Annotated in this window: 11 protein-coding genes; 7 read left to right on the top strand and 4 right to left on the bottom strand. The window is 64.4% G+C overall.

From position 1 onward, the window contains the following. Nucleotides 1-6: 6 nt before the first annotated feature. Nucleotides 7-1,956, bottom strand: a complete 1,950-nt coding sequence (locus tag AC3G2C_RS13875; RefSeq protein ID WP_488385213.1) for a serine hydrolase domain-containing protein — start codon at nt 1,954-1,956, stop codon at nt 7-9. A gap of 229 nt (nt 1,957-2,185) precedes the next feature. On the opposite strand from AC3G2C_RS13875, the gene AC3G2C_RS13870 reads away from it, so the two are divergent. The 4 genes from AC3G2C_RS13870 to AC3G2C_RS13855 all read left to right on the top strand — a co-directional run bounded on the left by AC3G2C_RS13870 (nt 2,186) and on the right by AC3G2C_RS13855 (nt 7,559). Further along, entirely contained in the window at nt 2,186-4,378 is a 2,193-nt protein-coding gene (locus AC3G2C_RS13870) for a type VI secretion system Vgr family protein (RefSeq protein ID WP_488385212.1), read from the top strand. Further along, the gene (locus AC3G2C_RS13865) at nt 4,306-5,736 is read left to right on the top strand and encodes a hypothetical protein (RefSeq protein WP_488385211.1); all 1,431 of its coding nucleotides are present in this window, start codon (nt 4,306-4,308) and stop codon (nt 5,734-5,736) included. The genes AC3G2C_RS13870 and AC3G2C_RS13865 overlap by 73 nt, the downstream gene beginning before the upstream one ends. Before the next feature lie 77 nt (nt 5,737-5,813). Continuing rightward, nucleotides 5,814-7,169, top strand: coding sequence for a hypothetical protein (locus AC3G2C_RS13860; RefSeq protein ID WP_488385210.1), 1,356 nt, complete (start codon nt 5,814-5,816; stop codon nt 7,167-7,169). Nucleotides 7,170-7,250: 81 nt separating this feature from the next. Continuing rightward, nucleotides 7,251-7,559 carry a PAAR domain-containing protein gene (locus tag AC3G2C_RS13855; RefSeq protein WP_488385209.1) on the top strand — a complete coding sequence of 103 codons (309 nt, stop codon included), beginning with the start codon at nt 7,251-7,253 and terminating at the stop codon, nt 7,557-7,559. Between the two features lie 194 nt (nt 7,560-7,753). Here the strand turns inward: AC3G2C_RS13855 and AC3G2C_RS13850 are convergent, their stop codons facing one another. From AC3G2C_RS13850 to AC3G2C_RS13840, 3 genes are all read right to left on the bottom strand, one after another. Continuing rightward, nucleotides 7,754-8,950, bottom strand: coding sequence for an FAD-dependent oxidoreductase (locus tag AC3G2C_RS13850; RefSeq protein ID WP_488385208.1), 1,197 nt, complete (start codon nt 8,948-8,950; stop codon nt 7,754-7,756). Between the two features lie 157 nt (nt 8,951-9,107). Beyond that, the gene (locus tag AC3G2C_RS13845) at nt 9,108-9,326 is read right to left on the bottom strand and encodes a hypothetical protein (RefSeq protein WP_488385207.1); all 219 of its coding nucleotides are present in this window, start codon (nt 9,324-9,326) and stop codon (nt 9,108-9,110) included. Between the two features lie 987 nt (nt 9,327-10,313). Beyond that, nucleotides 10,314-11,930 (bottom strand): alpha-glucosidase family protein, encoded by a 1,617-nt coding sequence (locus tag AC3G2C_RS13840; protein WP_488385206.1) that lies wholly within the window; start codon nt 11,928-11,930, stop codon nt 10,314-10,316. Between the two features lie 495 nt (nt 11,931-12,425). Here AC3G2C_RS13840 and AC3G2C_RS13835 point away from each other — a divergent pair, with 495 nt between their 5' ends. The 3 genes from AC3G2C_RS13835 (at nt 12,426) to AC3G2C_RS13825 (ending at nt 19,425) form a co-directional block, all read left to right on the top strand. Further along, nucleotides 12,426-15,341 carry a TonB-dependent receptor gene (locus AC3G2C_RS13835; protein WP_488385205.1) on the top strand — a complete coding sequence of 972 codons (2,916 nt, stop codon included), beginning with the start codon at nt 12,426-12,428 and terminating at the stop codon, nt 15,339-15,341. Between the two features lie 179 nt (nt 15,342-15,520). Continuing rightward, nucleotides 15,521-17,095, top strand: a complete 1,575-nt coding sequence (locus AC3G2C_RS13830; RefSeq protein WP_488385204.1) for an alpha-amylase family glycosyl hydrolase — start codon at nt 15,521-15,523, stop codon at nt 17,093-17,095. After that, a complete protein-coding gene (locus AC3G2C_RS13825) occupies nt 17,095-19,425 on the top strand; it encodes a glycoside hydrolase family 31 protein (RefSeq protein WP_488385203.1) in 2,331 nt (776 codons plus the stop codon). The genes AC3G2C_RS13830 and AC3G2C_RS13825 overlap by 1 nt, the downstream gene beginning before the upstream one ends. The last annotated feature ends 61 nt before the right edge of the window (nt 19,426-19,486 follow it).

Genomic DNA, 19,486 nt, shown 5'->3' with positions numbered 1-19,486 from the left:
GCCCGCTCAGTAATGCAGGCTGGGGCTGAGCAGATGGAAGGCGCCGATGAACACGATGGCCGCCACGCAAGCCAGCAACAGGGCCGCGCTGGCGAGCCGGTGACCGAGCGTGCCGGCGCCGCGCCAGGTGCCCCAGGCGTGGCGGAGCACCGCGAGCGTGCCGAGCACGGCCAGCAGGCCCACCACCTGCAACAGTCGCAGGCGCAGATCCAGCAGGGAGCCGCCGGTGGCCATGCGCGGCAGCATCAGGCACCAGCCCCCGGCAAACACCAAATACAGCACGGCGGTGATGCGGCTGAGTCGCTGCCAGCGTGCCTCGCCATCGGGCAGCTCGGGCGGGGCGGGGCGCAGGCGGTGCAGCAGCGTGGCCAATGGCCAGCTCAACGCCACCAGGGCGAACACGGCCAAGCACGCGTAGAGCACGCTGAGCCAACGCGAGGCAAGCTGCCAGCCGTCGATGGGCAGGTAGGCGAGGGCCGGCGACAGCGCATCGATGGAGATCATGCGTACGCGGCCGTCCTGCATCAGCGCGCCGAGCAGGCTGCCGGTGCGGTCGTCGATCCACAGGTAGGGTTTGATCTCGCGCCACTGCGCGGGGCCCACCTGATCGTCGAACATGGGCGTGCGCAGCGTGCCATCCGGATTGACGCGAACCTCGGCCTGGGTGAAAAGGTTGTGCAGCGTGTAGATGCTGCTCTCAGGATGGCGGCTGGACTGGTAGTGGCCGGCCAGTTGCGCGCCGTGAGCGGCGGCACTGGCGAGCGTGGGCTGGCGCAATTGAGGCAGCGGCGGAAAGTAGCGATCGGCGAAAGCGCGTGCGAGCGCATCCAGCGCCTGCCGTTCGTGTGTGCCGCTGAGCGCGATGAACACGCTGGTGTGACGCTCGGGATAGAGCACCGCGATGCTGTGGAACGTGCCGATGTCGCCGCGCTGGCCCAGCAGGGTCTGGCCGTTGTGGTCCATGTGCTGGAAACCCAGCGCCATGCCAGGCAGGCCGGGAATGCGTGCGCGTTGGTAGCCTTGCATCAGGCGCACGCTGTCCTGCTCCAGCAGCTGCGCATCTCCGGCGCGGCCAAACTGCAGATGCGCGATGAGAAAGCGCGCCATGTCCGCGCCGCTGATGGAGAGCGCGCCAGCCGGCGCGGCGATGATCCACTCCGTCGCCGTGCCCGCCTGGGCCAGGTCAGGCTGCATCGGCGTGGGCAGCGGTTGGCGGAAGGTGGCGTGCAGCAAACCCAGCGGCACGAATACGTGTTTTTCCATGTATTCGTCGAAGGGCAGGCCGGATACGCGCTGCACGATATAGCCGGCCAGCGCGGTGCCATAGGCGGAGTACGCGGGCACATCGCCGGGCGCATAGATGCGCTCGGGGACCCAGCGCTTGAGCCAGGCCTCGTTGGTTTCCAGCGCGCGCGCATCGTGGGCGCGCAGATCCTTGGCGGCGGTCTCGAAGCCGGAGGTCTGCGTCATCAGGTCGCGCAGCGTGACTGGCTTGCCCTCGCGCGGCGGAATCTGGAAATCCAGGTAGCGGTTGATGTCCGTATCCAGCGAGAGCTTGTGCTGCTCCACCAACTGCATCACGGCCGTCCACGTGAACAACGACGACACCGCGCCGGCGCGGAACATCGTCGTGGTCGGGTCGACAGGCGCCTTGCTGGCCGCATCCGCCGTACCGTAACCGCGCGCCACCAGCACCTCGCCGTCCTTCACCACCACGGCCACGGCGCCGGTGAACGGCGTTTGCTGGCGCGCCTTAGCCATGGCGTCGTCCAGCCAGGCCTGCACATCGGCCGGGCTGAGGTCCGCCGCACCCAACTGGGTTACGGTGGCGTGTTTTTGCTCAGGCAGCGGCGTGATCTGGATGGGCGCTTGCGCCTGCACGAGCAGCGGCAGGCCGCCCAGCGCGGCAAAGGCGATGGCGCGCAGCCATCGAGCGTAAGGTGCGACGACGTTCATGGAGCGGCTCCGGAGCGCCACGAGCGGCGAAAACGGAGCGCCAGTATGCCAAGCGGGCTGAAAGGCGGCGTCGCCAACACGTTCATGTGCTCAGAACGGGTTCACAGTCCGCACTCCCCGACACAGCCGAAGCCGAGGATGACTGCATCCGGAGACTGATCCGGCAGACGACTAAACATACGGCCACGCACAGTTCGAGCCTTCGTCAACGCCGTGCGCCAGGCTCGCCATGCCCAAACAGTCCGCTATCAGCTTTGCGTTTCGCTGCATCACGGGACTAACCGCCGATGTGGTGTCCTTTACGCTGACGGAGGGTTTGAGCGAGCCCTTCCAATTGGATCTGGAACTCTCCAGCACCGACCCCGAATGGCCCTTTGAAACCTTGCTCGATCAAGCCGTGCTTTTCACCATTGCCCGGCATGGCGAGGTCGAGCGGTGCGTGCATGGTGTGGTGTCGTCCATTACGTGCGTGGGGCAAGGTTTTCGCCGGGGGCGCTATCGGCTGCTCATCGAGCCCCTGCTCGCCCGTGCTGCACTAAGCGCGGATTGGCGCATCCATCAGCAGCTCACGCTGCCCCAGGTGATTCAGGAAACCTTGCGGCGCGTCGGCATCACCGATGTGGAGTTCATCCTTACCAAGGATCACGACACCCAACGCTTCGTGATGCAGCCCGGGGAGACCGACCTGGACTTTATCCATCGCCAAGCGGCACAGGCCGGCATGTACTACACCTTTGCCCATCGCCCGGAGGGTCATCGCTTGATGGTTAGCGATCGCATCTATCCCCACGGCATGATCGTGGGCGGCGCGGTGTGTTTTGTGCCCCTGCCGACGGGCGATGACGACACGCCCTGTCTTTGGTCGTTCGAGGTCACCGAGCGCGTCCGTACCGCGCGGGTCACGCAAAGGGACTACAGCCAGAATCATCCCGCCTACAATCACGAAAGTAAGCAGCTGGCGCGTGACCTGGGGCATCAGTTGCCCAATTACGAGGTTTACCGCTACCCGGGTCGCTACCCCGGCGCCACCGATACCTCCGGCAAGCTCTACACCGACGCGCACTTGATGGCGCTGCGTGCGGACGCACGCACCATTACCGTGGAAGGCAACGATGCTCGCCTGCAACCGGGGTGGGCCTTCGACCTGGAAGGGCATCCCCGCGAAAGCTGGAACCGCGGCTACCGCACGCGCCGCATGGTGCACAGCGGCTCGCAAATCACTAGCGTGGAAGAAGAAAGCGCCGACGCCTCAGAAGGCACCTATTACCGCTACCACGCCGAGTTGCTGCCCGACACCGTGGAGTGGAAGCCGCCGCACCGCGTGAAACCGCGCATGGACGGTGCTCAAGTGGCCACCATTGTCGGCCCACCCAACGAGGAGGTGTGGGTGGATGAACTCGGTCGCGTCAAGGTGCAGTTCGCTTGGGATCGCCAAGGCCGCTCCGACGAAAACAGCTCCTGCTGGATCGACGTGGCACAAGGCTGGGCGGGCGCCACGTGGGGCGCCATGGCCATCCCGCGGATCGGGCAAGAAGTCACCGTAGATTTCTGGGAGGGCGATTGCGACAGGCCGTATGTCAGTTCAAGACTACATAATGCCGTGCAGCGGCCGCCGTACGAGCTGCCCAAGTTCCACGCGCTCACCCCCATCCGCAGCCGGGAGCTGAAAGGCAAGCGCAGTAACGAACTGCGCCTGGACGACACCTCCGGGCAAATCAGCGCCGCGCTCATGAGCGATCACGCCGCCAGTGCGCTGCACCTGGGTTACCTCACCCGCCCACGCCCCCAGGGCGGTGAGCCACGCGGCGAAGGCTTTGAGCTGCGCAGCGATGCGTTTGGCGCGGTGCGTGCGGGCAACGGCTTGTTGGTTTCGGCCTACGCGCAAGACCAGGCCGAAGGGCGCGCGCTCGACGTGGAGCACCTGCTTGCACAGGTGGAGCAGCTCAACCAGCAGGCGCGCGATTTGTTGGAGCTGGCCCATCGGCAGCAGGCGGCGGCCGCCGATCACGCGCCTCGCGATGCGCTGGTCCAGGCCCTGCAAGCCCTGGGCGCCGGTGCCAACGATCGCCACAAGGACAGCGGCAGTCAGCCCATTGTGGTTACCGGTGCACCCGCGGGCGTGGTCAACGCCACACCCGCGAGCCTGTTGCAGGCGGCAGGGGCGAACATCGAGAACGTCGCTGGCAACGACCACATCACCACGGCAAACGGCCACATGCATCTCACGGCCGGCCAAGGCATCGACGCCTTTACCGCCGCCGGCGGCATACGTCACCTGGCCGGTGCGGGCGATATCACCACGCAAGCGCGCAAGGCAGCGTGCGGGTGCAAGCCAGCGAAGACATTCGCATGGAGGCCACCCAACTCGCCCTGTTCCGGGCCTTGCAACAACTCGTATTGCAATGCCAGAAGGCCGGCATAGCCATGCATGCCGAGGGCGTCATCGAGATGTTCTGCCGCGAGCTGCGGCTCCACGGCGACCTGATCATCATGGGCAGCTCCCCCTTGGCGGCGGCCATGGCCGAACATTGGGCCGTGGCGGCGGCGCCGCATCCGCTGCTGTCGGAGTGTGGCGTGGCCGTGGGCGCCATGGCGGGCGCGGCGCTTGCCGGCGGGCAGGCGAGCGCCGCGCCCGAAGGGGCAGGGGCGCTAGCCCCCTCGGCGCCGCTGGCGCCGCTCGCGCCCGCAGCCAGCGGCAGTGCCGCGCGCATCAACCCGGTGCCGGCGACCGAGTTGCCGCCACCGATCATTAGCCCGCCCACCACCGTGCCGCTAACGCTACCGCCGGTGGTGATTCCCTGCGCCTGGCACCTCAAGGACATTCCGCCGCGCAACGTCACCATGGACATGAAATGCGCCGATTACTACATGGTCGATCGCAACTACCAGCTCATGCTGGATGGCAACGGCCAGAAGCAGCTTAAGCGTTACGGCGGCGCCACCGGCACCTTCGAGTTGCGCTACAGCGAAAGCGCCCGCGAAGTCGTCGCCACCTTGCGCATGGCCCTGGTGCCGATGGAGGTGCGGGTGCGCGCCAACGCCAGCGCACCGTTCGAGATGGCGCCCGATGGACGTTATGCCACGGTGCCGTATAACGCCAATGATTACCAAGCCCAGCAGGATGATGCGGGCAGGGTGACCTATAACGGTGACCGCACCACGCATTCCACGCGACCGGTCTGCCCCCGCGATAGCCGCGCCCCTGCGCCAGATGCCGCCGCGCTCTCTAAGCAGGCCGAGGATGTGCTCAACGCCGATGGCTACAAGCTCATGCGCAGCAGTTGCGGCAAGGGCGATCTCTGCGGCTGCCGTGTGCCGGTGCGTTTCGTGGTGCAGGTGGTCAACACCAAGGACAAGCGCGCACCCAAGCCGCATGCCACGGTGAATGTGTACGCGCAAGCACTGCGTGCCGATAGCGGCAACTGGGGTGAGGTGGCAGTAGCAGAGAACACCGACCAGCGAAGCTCGGGTGCGCTGCCTTACGTTCCCAACTCACTCAATCATGTGGTAGCCCACGAAGCCGGCCACCTGTTCAGTTGGCCGGACGAGTATTACGACAACGGCGGCGCCATCCACCGCGACTGCATCGAAAACCAGCACGTGAGCCAAGCCAAGGTCGAGGCCTTCAAGGGCCAGCCGCGCTGGCAAGGCATGACGGACGACACCTTGATGGGCTACGGCGTGTTCCGTACCGGCTCGGGTATCTCACCGTATTACCTGGAGCGCATTGCCGTGTGGTTCCAGCAACAGACCGGTCGACCGTGGAGGGTCGTTAAATGACATCGCATATCGCCATCGTCGGCTGCCGCTTGCGTTTTTTTGTACTTGCCCTTGCCCTTTTGTCCGGAGTTACCGCCATGGCCGACGATGCCGTTGAACCCACCGCCAACCTCCCTGCCGACGCTGTAGCGCTTAGTGGTAGCTGGAACGACTACATCCAAGGCGTGAGCAGTGGGGGCGGGCGCTTCCAGGTGGTTTATCGCGGTGGCGTGGAGGAGATCGAGCAGCCCACCAAGTTTACTGAGGGCACCGGCGTGGGCGTGCTGGAGGGGCCGCTGACGAAACTGGACAAGCGCTGGGATAATGCGCGCAAGCTGATCTGCGAGGGCAAGGATTTTGGCGGTATGCGCCCGCTCAATCCCTGGGCCACCGGCAGCGCGCGTTGCGCGGATGGACGCATGGCCGGCGCCAGTGGCGACTCCGTGGTGGGCGGCAAGGATGGCCGGATGCTGGTGGGGCTTTTCCACAGTCTGCTCGTGCCCTACTACCAAGAGGGCATGGGTCCCCGAGGCAGTCGCCCCGTCTGGCTGACCGCCGAAACCAATATTGAACCGGCCGGGCACCAGCTCAAGGTGACCTTGCGTCTGATCAACAGCGGCCAGGAAGACATCGTGGTGCGCAGCCCCGACCAGTGGGAGGGCAGCTATAACCCGATGGGTTCGGGGTATAGCTTTGTGGCTACGGGTGCGGACGACGCGTCAGGCCACGGTTTTGATGTGCCCCATCTCGGTGGCAGTTCGCTGGCGCCCGGGCAGAGCTTTCCCGATGGTCAATGGGTGATTCCGGCGGGGCAGCAGCGGGAGGTGGTGTTTTTGACCTATCCCAAGGAACCGTTCCCAGCAGGCGACTACGAAACCGGGGGCTCCGTGGCCTTTTTGCATGTGCTGGCGCCCGCGCGTTTGAAGGGCACAGTGCGCATGTGGTTGCGCCATCTCCCCAACAACCGCTTCGAACGCAATTTCCCCGCCGACGACGAGGGTCGTGCACACCTGGAAGGCGCGCGTCGCGAGCGGGAGGCCCATCAGCCCGCCTTGCGCATTGGCGACAAACTCAGCGAAGGGGGCTGGTATCGCCCGGTCTGCCAGGCGGAGGGCGGCCAGGAGTACCGCGACGACATCCCGCGTCGCTTCTTGACCGGTGAGGTGTTGCCGCCGGCCATGGTCACGCGTTGGTCGCCCGAGGGCACCAGCCGCCTTGGTGACGCGACCGGCTGGCGTTGGGAGGCATACCTGGAGGCGCAGATGACCGGGCGTCCAGGCGAGCGCTGCCCGCGCAGCGGCACATGGCTGGCCACGTTGCCATTGACGGCGCCCGAGCATTTTCACGCCAACGTGCGCTCTGCGCGCATGGTCGCGGGCCAGCCCATGCTCAAGATTGGCCTGTCCAGTAACGCACTGGAAAGCCAGGTGCTGTGGACGTGGATTGGCGTGTAGCTGCCACTCACTTTTGCGTGCAGCCCCGCCGTTGATAACGCACTAACAGACCAAGCCGTTACCAAGATTCCGGATGAGCTGATGGCAACCATCCCGGAGCCGCTTTCCGCATGCCGGAGTTCGTTCTTCATGCCTCGTCCCGTTGCTCTTGTTGGACACAAACATCACTGCCCGTTGCACGGCGATGGCTATGTCACCACTGGTACCGAAAGTGGCCTGGTTCGTGGCAAAAGGGTGGCTTGCGTAGGCGACGAAACCAGTTGTGGCGCCAGGATCACCACGGGTTCATACGGCGCATCCATTGGCGGAAGAGCGATAGCGCGTCAAGGCGACCGGACCGATCATGGCGGTGTGCTGGAGCAAGGCGACACGTGTTGCCTGGTGCCTTAGCTTCGGTGCGGTTTTGTCACCCCAAGTTCACTAAGGCGTTCGGGAAGATCTGAACCGGTCATTCCTAAGCATGAAGTGGGCGACATTCAAGAGCTGCATCGTCGATCATAGAAACTTACGTTTCTGTGGCGGGCGCACAACACTTCCATTGCCGGTAAAACCCCTGTCTTTGCAGGTTCTCCAAAAGGGGCATCTCAACCGCGTCGCATCTGCCCCATCAAATCGGCCAGCTCGCGCACAGCGGCTTCGGAAGCTTCGCGGTGCGGGGTGGTGTCGGGGTTGTTGAAATTGCCGGGGTCGCCGATCACTTGCACCATGATGCCGTCGCTGCGTGGCACCACGCTGATGTTGCCGGTGCGCAGGCCGTAGCGTACTTCCGGCTGCGGGATCAGGCGGGCGGTTTGGCCGCGCACGGGAATCAGCGAGTCATCCTTGAACAAGGCACGGGCGCCGTAGCCGGTGGCATTGACCACGGTGCGCTCGGGCAGCGCGGCCAGGTCGCCGGGCTGGTGGAATTCGCGTAGCTCGATCTTGCCGCCAGCCGCGCGAAATTCGTTCAACAGGTAGTTGGCGTAGCTGCTGATGTTGAACATCAGGGTGGTGTAGCGGCGCACGTACGGCTCGGGAAAGGGGTGGCTGCCTGGCGCCAGCTCCACCGGGCGCGGCGTGAGGTCGCGTACGCGCGCGCTGAAGTCACCGTATTCAGGCTCGTCGGGCACATCGCCGTGGAAGGTGCCGAAGGGGGCGTCCGCCAGCGAGTAGCCTTCGATCCATTCGATCGGCTGCGCAGGCAGGCCGAGCAGGCTCTGGTAACGCGCGTAGGAAATGCGCGTCATCATTTCCCAGCGGTCGCCCAGCGCGGGCGCGTGCGCGGCGTCGCAGATGCGCGAATCGGGCGTCCACAGGCCCGAGGCACGCATGGAGAACACATCGGGCGGCAGCTCCTTGGCGTAGACGCGCACCGCCAGGCCCGCTCGCTGGGCGAGCAACGCCGTGGTGAGGCCGATGGCGCCGCAACCGATCACGCCAAGCTCTTTCGCGCCGGTGCTTTGCACCATTTGCAATGCCAGCGTGCCCGAGCCCCATGACAGCGACCAACCGCTGCCGCCGTGGCCGTAGTTGTGCACGAGGGTTTTCTCGCCCAGTCGCTCCATCTCGATGCGCGGGCCAGCGGCGCGGAACGGGCGCGTGCAGACATATACGCCGGTGATGCGATCCACCTGCGCATGAATGGGCGCAAGCTGGCGATCGTCCGTTTGCAGGTGCGTGCCGACGGCCGTTGTGCCCGTGGCGGCGGGGCGCGTGGTACCGGGTGCGCAGCCGACCAGACCGGCTGTGGATGCAACGGCTAGCGTGGTGCCCGCCTGGCAAAGGAAGTGACGTCGCTGCATGCCGGGCTCCTTCGCTGGCGGCTGGAAAAGATCGAGCGGCAGATGGTAACGGCTTGGCACAGCTTGCGCTGTAGCCCATGCGCAACCATTCGCGCACCTTAACGCCACCGCGTGTTATGCGGCGGCGCGAGGTGTGGCGAAACGAGGATGACCGAACTTAGCCCTTCTTGAGAAAGCCGCCGAGTGCCAGCACGGCGCCCACGACGATGCCCGCGATGCCCATCCATTGCGGAATGGCTTTGTCATGGGTGGCGGTGACCTTGGCCGAGCCGATCTGCACCAGCGTGTCGGTGGTTTGATAGCTGCCGTGGCCAAACACGGCCCAGATGCCGCCCGCCAGCAAGACAAGACCAACCACGATCAACAATGCGCGCATGGGCTACTCCAAGGGAAACGGAGTCTCGATGATAGGTGCGCGATAGGTAGAGGAAAAGTCGACGGCGGCGCGGCAGCCAGTGTCGCGCATGGATAGGTGATACATCGGCTTGGAACGTCTTCGAGCTACCCCGCCAAGGGAGGCTATGGTGCGGCATCTCTTCCAGGGAAGGTCTGATTAATCGACTTCTTGTCCGTCATTCCTGCGGACCCCAAAAAGGGGGCGAGAGTAGAAGGTGCTTTCTAACAGCCGAAGGGCTGGTCATCCAGTGCCTTTACATTCAGCGATTTACAGGCACTGGCTGACCAGCCCTTCGGCTGTTGAAAGGCGCTTCCAGCATTCGCTGGGATGACGATCAAAATCAGAGTTTCCCTAGGGCGACTTCCGTGCTCCTAAAAGCCAGGGGCTGTCGGTTACGCACTGAATCGGCCGGTGGCTGCGGCGGGCACCGGCAAGGCATCGGAAGGGAAGCTGGGCCGAGCATGAGGCCTAGTCCGATAGTTGCGGCCCCAGCGCCGAAACATGCTGGCGCTGCGCACCAGTTCCTTCGACTGGGGTTGTTCCTGCGCTTGCATCGGTCGATGCAACAGTCGGCACTGTGGTTGTTTGCCGGGGCGTTTAGCAGGCTCGGCTGTTGGCAACGCAGCCTATGGTGGCTTTACGCGTATCTACTTTGGCTAAGCAGGTGAGTGATGACCACCGAACTACGTTCCTGGCTTGCGAGCAGTGTCGTCTTTGGGCTCATTCTGGTCGGCTCACTTTGGACCGATCTGTACGATGGCCTCACGAGGGACGCCTTCTTTTACGCCGTGCTGGTCGTTAGCTACGTGCTCGTCGTTGGCGTTGCTTATCGGTACTTCTGCGGCGATAAGCGAAAGCGGCGGCAAGAAAACCCACCTCGGTCATGAGGTTCTGGGGAGCGCGTTGCAGCAAGAAAAGTCGACGGCGGCGCGATGAGTTGCGTCCGCCGTCGAGGGGAGAAAGTGTTTAGTCCAGGCGTGCGAACAGCAGGCCATGTGGCGGCAGGTTCAGTTGCTGGCCGTCGAGTTCGCCGTGGGCGAGGCCGTGCCCATTGATCGGTGTGGCCTGGGCAGCGACCGGCAGCGTCAATTGCACCGGCGCATCGGACAGGTTGAAGGCGGCGAGCAACTGCTGCCCGTTGTGGCGACGGGTGAAGGCAAGCACGGGCTCGGGCGTATCCAGGAACTGGATATCGCCCCAGCGCAGCGCGGGCTGTGCCTTGCGCCAGTTCATGAACGAGCGGAAGCCGTTGAGCGCGGAGCTGGTGTCTCGCTCCTGCGTGGTCACGGATAGCGCTTGATGCTCCGGGGGTACCGGCAGCCACGGTTCGCCTACGCTGAAGCCGGCGTTGACGCCGTTGTTCCAGGGCATGGGCGTGCGGCAGCCGTCACGGCCTTTGAAAGTGGGCCAGAAGGTAATGCCGTAAGGGTCCTGCAACGACTCGAACGGAACGTGCGCTTCGGTGAGACCGAGTTCTTCGCCCTGGTATACGCACACCGAGCCACGCAGCGAGCACACCATCGCGCTGAGCATGTTGGCCAGTCGCGGCGAGGCGTGACCATTACCCCAACGCGTGACCACGCGGGCCACGTCGTGGTTGGAGATGGCCCAGCACGGCCAGCCTTCGTGCATCTGCGCTTCGAGGTTGCGTACGGTGCCGCGAATGTAGTCGGCGCTGTAATCGTTGGTCAGCAGCTCGAAGCTGTAGCCCATGTGCAGGCGGCGACCGCTGGTGTATTCGGCGGTGGTGGCGAGCGAGTCTTCGGCAGAGATTTCGCCGAGCGCGGCGACGTCCGGGTATTGGTCAAGCAACGCGCGCAGGTCTTCCAGGAAGCCCAGATTTTCCGGTCGCGTGTTGTTGTAGTAGTGGTACTGGAAGGCGTATGGGTTGTCCGGGCTGAAGCCTCGGCCCACGCGCTTTTCCGCCGGCTTGGGCGGGTTGTCGCGCAGTTGCTGGTCGTGGAAGCAGAAGTTGATCGCGTCCAGGCGCAGACCGTCCACGCCCTTGTCCAGCCAGTACTTCACCTCGGCGAGCACGGCGGCGCGCACGTCCGGGTTGTGAAAGTTGAGATCCGGCTGGGAGGTCAGGAAGTTGTGCAGGTAGTACTGGCCACGGCGCGGCTCCCACTGCCAGGCGCAACCGCCGAACAGCGACAGCCAGTTGTTGGGCGGCGTTCCGTCGTCGCGCGCATCGGCCCACACGTACCAGTCGGCCTTGGGGTTGTCGCGGCTCTCGCGGCTTTCCTTGAACCAGGCGTGCTCCATCGAGGTGTGGCTGAGCACCTGGTCGATCATCACCTTCAAGCCCAGGCCGTGGGCCTTGGCCAGCAGGCGATCGAAATCGTCGTTGCTGCCGAACAGCGGGTCGACCTGCCGGTAATCGGCGATGTCGTAGCCGAAGTCGGCCATGGGCGAACGGAAGAAGGGCGACACCCAGATGGCGTCCACGCCCAGGCTCGCCACGTAGTCGAGCTTGTCGATGATACCCGGCAAGTCACCCACGCCATCGCCGTTGGTGTCCATGAAGCTGCGTGGATAGATCTGGTAGGTGACGGCTCCTCGCCACCAGGGTGCTTCACTCATCTTGCATGTCCCGTGTCCGCCCAATGCCTGCATCGCCAAAAGCCGGAGCTTGGGCGAGCTGCGGGGGGCAGCTTAAAGGCAGAGCGCCGATGCAACGCTCGCGCTGCATACGTATTCAAAAAATGCGGTTTTTGCATCGCAGCAAGAGCATTCTTGCACGCGAAAATGCGACGTAGCGATAAGACCTCTTGCCGCGAGAAACCGCACCACTGCGCGCATCCGTGCGTACTCAAAGCATTTTTTCGGTGTGCCAATCGCAACCTCGGCGCGACGCCAATCCGTTAGCCTTTTGTCAAAGGTGCACAAAAAAACGCGGTCATGAATACGTATGCAGACACCTGTTCGCCTTTTGGCGCAGCCCTACCATGGCCGCCACGCGACGGGGCCCTCCGATCATTCGGCATGCACTGGCGCGTAGCCCGCGGCGGTCTGTGGGGACGGCTGCGGCAACTACAAAACCAAACTTGATGTGCAAACCCGTGGGAGGGGAAGACGGTGATTCTGAAACGTAATGTGCTGGCCTTGGCGCTGGCCTCCGGTCTGGTTTTCACCGCCGGCATTCACGCGACGCCGAACGATACGGGCGCCACTGCTGGCGGCAATGCTGCCGGTAACGCCGCGAGCGGCGACGCGCAGGCCACGCCTGCCAACGGACAGCAGACCGACCAGAACACCACTGGCGAGTCGGGCAAGAAGACGCAGGAACAGCAGCTGGCCAAGAGCCTGTCCACCATCACGGTGACCGGTTACAACCAGGGCATGGAAAAGGCGATCGACTACCAGCGTTACGCCGACACCATCCAGAACGTGATCACGCCCGCCGACATCGGCGGTCTGCCGGATCAGTCCATCGCCGACGCACTGACTCGCCTGCCGGGCGTGTCCGCCGAGCGCATTGCTGGCCAGGCCTCGCAGATCAACATCCGCGGCCTGTCGGGCAACTTCATCCAGACCACGCTCAACGGTCGCGAGCAGCCGTCCACCAGCGGCAGCAACTACATCCAGTTCGACCAGTACCCGTCCGAGCTGATCAACATGGCGACGGTGTACAAGTCGTCCCAGGCGTCGCTGATCACCGGCGGCGTGGGCGGCACCATCGGCATGGAAACGGCGAATCCGCTGAACGCGCCGAAGGAGCAGAACCTCAACGTCGACGTGCGCGGCAGCTACAACAGCCAGGCCAACGACGTTGCCGGCGCCAACTCCACCGGTTACCGCGTGAGTGCTGCGTGGCAGGGCAAGTTCCTGGACAACACCCTGGGCGTGGGCCTGGGCGTGGCGCAGATGTACCAGCCGCACGTGGCCGAGCAGTTCGTGGGCGAAGCTTCCGATGGTTCGCTCTACAACGTGGGCGGCCGCCAGGGTTACCTCACCCAGGGCCTGCAGCTGCAGCAGAACGGCGGCACCGAGCGTCGCACCGGCGAAATCGCCACCATCGTGTGGAAGCCGACCGACGAGCTGCAGGTGTCGGGCGATGCGTTCTACTCCAAGTTCAAGAACGAATCGTTCGGCTACGGCTTCCGTACGCAGAACATCTATCAGAGCGGCGTCACCATCACTAATCCGGTGTTTGGCCCGTATGGCACGATGACCGGCGGCACGGTGACGGGCACCGGTGGTTCGCAGCAGTTCTCCAACGAAACCACCGCCGACAACTACACGACCAACACCAGCGTGTTCACCGGCGGCCTGAACGTGAAGTGGAACCACGACCGCTGGCACATCGATGCCGATCTGTCCCTGTCGCGCGCCACCAGCAACGAGATCAACGTGGATACCACGGCTGATCCGTACAGCAACCTGGGCACGGCCACGCCGACCTTGATGCCGCAGTCCACCACCTATCAGCTGGCTGGTCGAAGCATCGGCACGGTGTCGTTCGCCAACCCGGGCTTGTACACCAATCTCAACGATCTGGGCCTGTCGCGTTACGGCGTGTATCCCTACATCTATCACGACAAGATGAAGGCGTTCCGCACCAGCGTGAAGTACGACCTGCCCAACAGCTCGTGGCTGTCGGCGCTGGAAGCAGGCGTGTACCTCAACAACCACAACTACAACGCCGACCGCGAGGCGTATGTGTATGGTTCGGAATGGGGTACCGACAACACCAGCAAGGGCGCCGCAGGCTTCAACCAGCCGGCGCTGACCATCCCGGCCAGTGCCGCCACGCTGACCTGCTGGAAGGGTAAGTTCTCGGGGCTGCCGTGCTTCATGCAGCTCAATGGTCCGGCCATCCTTGCCGCGCACGGCATCACCGCCAACCCGGTGAAGAGCTTCGCCAACAACTGGACGCTGATTCAGAGCGGCCAGGTGGACGAGCAGACGCGTGACCTGTTCTTCATGGCGGACATCGATGCGCAGGACGTCTTCGGCCATGAGCTGACCGGTAACGTGGGCTTCCGCTACTCGCACCAGAAGCAGTACAGCTACGGCTTGCAGCAGGTAGGCAACAATGCAGGCGTGCCGATCACCGATGGCCTCGGCGTCACCAGCCTTGACTACGCTCCGCTCAAGGTCGGCAAGACCTATGACGACTGGCTGCCGTCGCTGAACCTGGCCTATCACCTGACCGACAACGACCAGGCACGCTTCTCCGCCGCCAAGGTGTTGGCACGTCCGCCGATCAACCAGATGCTGGCCGGTTCCGGCTCCTGGGTGTCTAGTGGCCAGTACAACGTGTGGGGCGGCACCAGCCCGCTGCTCGACCCGCTGCGCGCCACGCAGTACGACCTGACCTTCGAGCACTACTTCGAAGATTCCAGCGGCTTGATCAGCGGCGGCGTGTTCTACAAGGACATCAAGTCGTTCGTACAGGCTGTCACGTACAACAACTTCGACTTCGCGGCCGCCGGCATCACCGTGCCGACCGATCCGAACACGGGCAAGCCCTACCTCAATGGCCAGTACCAGACGGCCTACAACGCCAAGGGCGGTGAGGTGCGTGGCCTGGAAATGTCGTTCGCCAAGAACCACATGTTCCCGGGCATCTGGGAAGGCCTGGGCGTGCAGGGTAACTTCGCGCTGACCTCCAGCACGGTGAGCAACCCCACCACGCTGGGCGGCCCGACCTCGTACATCGGCCTGCCGGGCTTGTCCAAGCGGGTGGCCAGCGCCGCGGTGTTCTACGACTACGGTCCGTTCTCGGCTCGTCTGTCGGGTAACTACCGCTCGAAGTTCGCTTCCGACACGCAGATGTCGGTGACCAATCAGATGGTCACCTTCGCCTCGGAAACGGTGTACGACTTCCAGGCCTCGTACGACGTGACCAAGCAGTGGGGCGTGGTGTTCCAGGTGCTGAACCTCAGCAACCAACCCACCCGCACCTACTTCGGTTCGGACCCGTCGCAGACCGGCACGATCCAGTACTTCGGTCGTACCACCTACCTCGGCGTCAACTTCAAGCTGTAAGCCACGATCGCGCCGGCCCTCGCAAGGGGCCGGCGCGATGCTTTCCGGAGTACGGCGCCTGTGCGCGCCGTCTCTCACCCACCGCGAGGCCCGGCGTGGCGGTCACCGGTCCGAAGCGTGGCAATGCGTTTCCGGTGTACCGTTCGAGCGAGGCCTGCGGCCATCGAATGGAGCACGGTATGTCGCGGAATCGCTTGTTCAGCCCTCTGGCTTTCCTTATCGCCCTCGCGCTGGGCGCCCCGTCCGCCGCCGCGCAGGCACCTGCCGCGCCCGCGCCCGCGGTGACGGCCACCGCCGATTCCGGCGTGTACTACGAGATCTTCGTTCGCGCCTGGTACGACACCAATGGCGACGGTATCGGCGACCTCAACGGCGTTACCGCCAAGCTCGATTACCTCAAGTCGCTGGGCATCAGCGGCATCTGGCTAATGCCGATCAACAGCTCGCCGAGCTATCACGGCTACGACATCACCGATTACTACGGCCTCAACCCGCAGTACGGCACCGAGCAGGATCTGGAACACCTGCTGAGCGAAGCTCACAAGCGCGGCATTGCCGTCACCATGGATATGGTGATCAACCACACCAGCGAAGTGCATCCGTGGTTCCTCGCTGCGCGTAATCCGGCGGACCCGCACCACACGTGGTACACCTGGGCCGATGACCACGCCGACCTCAAGGCGCTGAGCACCGCCTCCAACGAAAAGATTTGGCACAAGCTGGGTAGCGCCTATTACCTGGGCGATTTCGGCGGCGGCATGCCGGACCTCAACTACGACAACCCCGCCGTGCGTGCGGAGATGATCAAGGTGGGGCGCTACTGGATCGCCAAGGGCGTGGACGGCTACCGCCTCGATGCGGCCAAGCACATTTACGACGACTTCAAGTCGCGCCAGCACGATCCAGACGTGGTCGCCAAGAACGTGCAGTGGTGGACCGAGTTCCACGATGCCGTGGCGCAGGTGAACCCCAAGGTCACCCTGGTGGGTGAAGTCACCGCCGAATCCCCCGCCCAGTTGGCACCGTACCTGAAGCCGCTCGGTTCGATTTTCGACTTTCCCCTGGCAGAGCAGATGATCGCGAGCGCCCGGAAGGAGCGCACCGACAAGCTGCCGCAACTGCTCAAGGATACCTACGCCGCCTATGCGGCCGCCGGCGACGCGCCCTTCATCGACTCGACGTTTCTCTCCAATCACGACCAGGAACGCGTGATGAGTCGCCTGGGTGGCAACCTCGATCACATGCGCATGGCCGCGGCCATGCTGCTCACGTTGCCCGGCCGCCCGTATCTGTACTACGGCGAAGAAATCGGCATGGAGGGCAAGAAGCCCGATCCGAACCTGCGCGAGCCAATGCGCTGGGAACGCGGCAGCGCACCGGGCGATTCGCGCTGGAAGCCCTCCAGCGTGAACCAAGGGCCGACCGTATCGGTCGCTGCGCAGCAGGATGATCCGCACTCCCTGCTCAGTACCTACCGCACGCTGATCGCGTGGCGCGCGCAGCACAGCGCCCTGCGCGACGGCAAGCTGGAGGTGGTGAGCACCGACGATGCACACGTGTTCGCGTTCTGGCGCGACGACGGCAAGGAGCGCGTGCTGGTGGTGCATAACCTTTCCGGCAAGGCCGTGATGTGGAAGCCTAAGGGGGATGTCCTGCCCAAGGAGGCCGCCGTGATGCTCACCACCCAGCCACAAGCCACGCTCGCCGACGGCGGGTTGCAGTTGCCCGCTTATAGCACCGTGGTGCTGCACTGATGCGCTCGCGCCTGCTCGCCCTGGCGCTGCTTTCCGCGTGGTCCGCGCCAAGCTTTGCCGAGGCGGCGCATAGTGACGCGCAAGCGGACCGCATGGCGCTTTCCCTGCCCAGGGGCACCCTGGAACTGCGCCTGCTGGCGCCCGGCGTGGTGCAGTTACGCGCCGAGGGCGTGCGCGAGCCGGCCACGCCGGTGATCGACGATCAGGCGAGCTTCGACCCGGTGGATGTGCAGCGCAGCACCGAGGGCGACGTGCAGGTGCTGCGATCGTCGGCGCTCACCTTGCGCTGGAACCCGGACAGTCGCGAGCTGCGCGTGGAATCGCCCGACGGTCGGCTGCTGCTTAGCAGCGACCTGTCGAGCGCGCTGGATGGCCGATGGTCGCTGCGCCACGCCAAGGGCGAGCCGCAGTACGGCATCGGCGGCCTCAATGCGTTCGACAAGGAAACCGGCACGCTCGAACGCACCGGCAAACAGCTTGCCACGGCCGGTAAGCAAGGGCACGCGGGTGCGCCACTTGTGTGGAGTACCGCCGGCTACGGTGTGCTGGCCGATGCGGAACCCGCGCGGTTCGACCTTTCGGCGACGAACATCGGCATCCAGGCCAAGACACCGGTGCGCACCATATATGTGCTGGTGGGACAGCCCGCGCAGTTGTTCGCACAGGTGCGCCAGCTCAGCGGTGCCGCGCCGATGTTCCCCAAGTGGGCCATGGGCTTCACCAACAGCCAGTGGGGCATCGACCAGCAGGAAGCCAAGACGCTGGTGGAAACCTATCGCGCCAAGCATATCCCCATCGATAACTTCACCTTCGACTTCGACTGGAAGGCGTGGGGCGAAGACATGGGCGAGTTCCGCTGGAACACCGACAAGTTTCCGGACGGCCCTGATGGCAAGCTCAAGGCATGGATGGACGCGCGTGGCATGCGCATGAGCGGCATCATGAAGCCGCGCCTGCATGTGGATACGGTGGAAGGGCGCGAAGCCACGGAACGCGGCTATTGGCTGGCGGCCTCCAAGGCGGCGCCGGACTATTTCTCGCACAAGACCGTGCGAGACGTCGATTTCGACAAGCCCGAAGTACGCGCGTGGTTCTTCAACGACGCGCTCAAACGTTCCTTCGATACCGGGATTGTGGGCTGGTGGAACGATGAAGCGGACGACAGCGGCATCGACACGCAATTTCTCAACATGCAGCGCGCGCTATATGACGGCCAGCGTGCTTACAGCCCGCTGCGCGTGTGGTCGGTAAACCGCAACTTCTATCTGGGGGCGCAGCGCTACGCCTACGGCGTGTGGTCGGGCGACATCCAGAGCGGCTTTGCCAGCATGGCCGCGCAGCGCCAGCGCATGCTGGCGGCGTTCGACGTGGGCGCCATGCATTGGGGCATGGATGGGGGCGGCTTTAAGGCGCCGCGCCCGAGCGACGAGAACTACGCGCGCTGGATCCAGTTCGGCGCCTTCACGCCGGTGTTTCGCGTGCACGGCGACTTCGACCAGAAGCGCCAGCCCTGGGTCTATGGCCCGGTGGCGGAAAAGGCGGCAACCGAGGCGATCCGCCTGCGTTATGCGCTGCTGCCGTACATCTACAGTTATGAGTACCAGAACCACATCGGCGGTGTGGGCCTCGTGCGTCCCTTGCAGTTCAGCTATCCGAACGACCCCGCGCAGCGCGATCGCATCGATGCGTGGATGTTCGGCGATTACCTGCTGGTGTCGCCGGTGGTGGAGCAGGGGCAGACCGCGAAACGCCTCACCCTGCCGCAGGGCCGCTGGTACGGCTGGTTCGACGGCAAGGCCTACGATGGCGGCCAGGCGTTGGCATTGCCGGTGGATGCCGTCGGCTGGAGCGATATTCCGTTGTTCGTGCGCGAGGGCGCCATCATCCCGCAGCAGCCGGTGATGGACTATGTCGGCCAGCACCCGGTGACCTCACTCGACGTGCACGTGTTCCCCGCGAGCACGGAAACACATTTCGACGTCTACGACGACGATGGCGAGACGTACGCCTACGAAAAGGGCGCGTACTACCTGCAACCGCTGAGCGTGCGTCGCGACGGCCAGGTGGTGCAACTGCGCACGGCGGCGGTCAAGGGCAGTTTCCTGCCCGCGTTGCGCGATTACGTGTTCGCCATCCACGGCGGCACGGCCAACGCGGTCAAGGGTGATGGAAAGGACTTGCCGAACCTTGGCACTATCGAGGCCTTGCGTGCCTCGTCGAGTGACGGCTGGGCACAAGGCAGGGATCGATTTGGCGAGGTGACCTACGTGAAGCTGCAAGCAGGGAAAGTACGCGATATCCAGGTGAATGCCGCCGAGGTGCAGCAGTGAGCGGCCGCGCGCTGACTGGACGCCGTCGGCCGCTGGCGCTGCTGTGCGCCGCGTGGTTGTG

Source organism: Frateuria sp. sgz306004 (genome assembly GCF_057750885.1).
This window is presented reverse-complemented; position numbering and strand designations above follow the sequence as displayed.

What these genes read in the sequence shown, in the direction of transcription:
- AC3G2C_RS13875 (WP_488385213.1), bottom strand. Translation starts at nt 1,956, where the DNA reads ATGAACGTCGTCGCACCTTACGCTCGATGGCTGCGCGCCATCGCCTTT.
- AC3G2C_RS13870 (WP_488385212.1), top strand. Translation starts at nt 2,186, where the DNA reads ATGCCCAAACAGTCCGCTATCAGCTTTGCGTTTCGCTGCATCACGGGA.
- AC3G2C_RS13865 (WP_488385211.1), top strand. Translation starts at nt 4,306, where the DNA reads ATGGAGGCCACCCAACTCGCCCTGTTCCGGGCCTTGCAACAACTCGTA.
- AC3G2C_RS13860 (WP_488385210.1), top strand. Translation starts at nt 5,814, where the DNA reads ATGGCCGACGATGCCGTTGAACCCACCGCCAACCTCCCTGCCGACGCT.
- AC3G2C_RS13855 (WP_488385209.1), top strand. Translation starts at nt 7,251, where the DNA reads ATGGCAACCATCCCGGAGCCGCTTTCCGCATGCCGGAGTTCGTTCTTC.
- AC3G2C_RS13850 (WP_488385208.1), bottom strand. Translation starts at nt 8,950, where the DNA reads ATGCAGCGACGTCACTTCCTTTGCCAGGCGGGCACCACGCTAGCCGTT.
- AC3G2C_RS13845 (WP_488385207.1), bottom strand. Translation starts at nt 9,326, where the DNA reads ATGCGCGCATTGTTGATCGTGGTTGGTCTTGTCTTGCTGGCGGGCGGC.
- AC3G2C_RS13840 (WP_488385206.1), bottom strand. Translation starts at nt 11,930, where the DNA reads ATGAGTGAAGCACCCTGGTGGCGAGGAGCCGTCACCTACCAGATCTAT.
- AC3G2C_RS13830 (WP_488385204.1), top strand. Translation starts at nt 15,521, where the DNA reads ATGTCGCGGAATCGCTTGTTCAGCCCTCTGGCTTTCCTTATCGCCCTC.
- AC3G2C_RS13825 (WP_488385203.1), top strand. Translation starts at nt 17,095, where the DNA reads ATGCGCTCGCGCCTGCTCGCCCTGGCGCTGCTTTCCGCGTGGTCCGCG.